Source organism: Cupriavidus sp. WGlv3, assembly GCF_023952475.1.
Classification (GTDB): Bacteria; Pseudomonadota; Gammaproteobacteria; order Burkholderiales; family Burkholderiaceae; genus Cupriavidus; species Cupriavidus phytorum.
In genome coordinates, this window is sequence record NZ_JALHRX010000098.1 from 1 (window position 1) to 1,286 (window position 1,286).

Annotated in this window: 2 protein-coding genes; one reads left to right on the forward strand and one right to left on the reverse strand. The window is 51.2% G+C overall.

Annotation, left to right across the window (positions count from 1 at the left end):
* Positions 1-217, forward strand: a 217-nt coding sequence (locus MKD38_RS31065) for a hypothetical protein (protein ID WP_256503927.1), incomplete at its 5' end; no start/stop codon positions are given.
* Between the two features lie 512 nt (positions 218-729).
* Here MKD38_RS31065 and MKD38_RS30600 read toward each other — a convergent pair.
* Positions 730-933, reverse strand: a complete 204-nt coding sequence (locus MKD38_RS30600; protein ID WP_012354797.1) for a cold-shock protein — start codon at positions 931-933, stop codon at positions 730-732.
* Positions 934-1,286: the final 353 nt, after the last annotated feature.

Below are 1,286 nucleotides of genomic sequence, written 5' to 3' on the forward strand. Positions count from 1 at the left end.
GCGCGGAGCCGCCTCGATTGAGTTCAGGTTCAAGGAGTTGCTCAGCGCGAAGCATGAGACTCCACGATGTACTGGAGTGCTTGTTCGCATTGTTCCAGCGACAACACATGAATGCTCGGGGTTGCGACATTCAGATCAAGCGATGCGAAAAAAAACATTTCATGCCCCGGGCGTTGAAGTCAACGACACCGTCGCGCCTAATCTTTACAGCGACTAATAGTTCGAGCGCATCGTGCAATTGGACCTTTCGCTCCCGCAACGCTGCGTTGGCAAGCCGACCCAGTGGCATGTTGTTCTTGCTCCATTTGCGCACGTCGATCCAAATTCGGCAGGCGGCGCAGATCCATACATGCCCAAGATCATCAAGAGGCGATACGCCGCTTCACCCGCGTCAAGAACCGACCTGACGCCACAGTAATTTCCGACCGGTTGGGGAAGTGCAGAAATCGGGCGACCAACGGATGTGGCTGGGCCGTACTTTAGCGCCCGACGATTCAGTCTGCTCCCACTACTACAACGCACCGATTGCTGGCGCCACTTGCGGATAACGAAAGCACTCAAATATTATATGCCCTGCTGCGAGGGTCTTGTGGAAGTGGTAATTACAATCCTGAATTGCGCATATCTTCCCAGCGATTTCCGGAAAAAAATACAAAGGAGCGACGATGGTGCCAAACTCGCGGACAAATTAGCGCCACGCCGCCAGATAGTTAAATGGCTATCAAGTGCTCAGAGCTTACGAATCTTTGACGCCTGCGGCCCCTTCATACCCTGCGTGATTTCAAATTCTACTTTCGCGCCCTCCTCCAGTGACTTGAAGCCGGCACCTTGGATTTCCTTGTAATGAGCGAACAAGTCTTTACCGCCATCATCGGGCGTGATGAACCCATATCCTTTTTCACTGTTGAACCACTTTACAATACCAGTCGCCATTTCATCCTCAAAGTTGCTATTGTTTTGGCCTTGGGCCACATCTCTTGCTGGAAAAACACTACTATGTGTGCAATAGCATAAATATAACCACGCTTGACGCTATGACAACATAGTAATGCGGATTAAAAAGCCTTCTGAAGAAAAACTCAATTCATCAGTGCGAACCGAATCCGTGACGAAAGTTCGCCCCGTCAACGGCCCATGCGCCGCTAGTTTCGCCAACGGCGCGCCAGTTGGCGCTAAAATGCCGCCACCTGCATTCTTCTACGTTTCCTGTCAGAATGCGTATTGCACTTGCTTAGATGAAGCCCAATGCAGTTAGTTCATAAGCGCCGGCGAAAAGAATCGAGCGC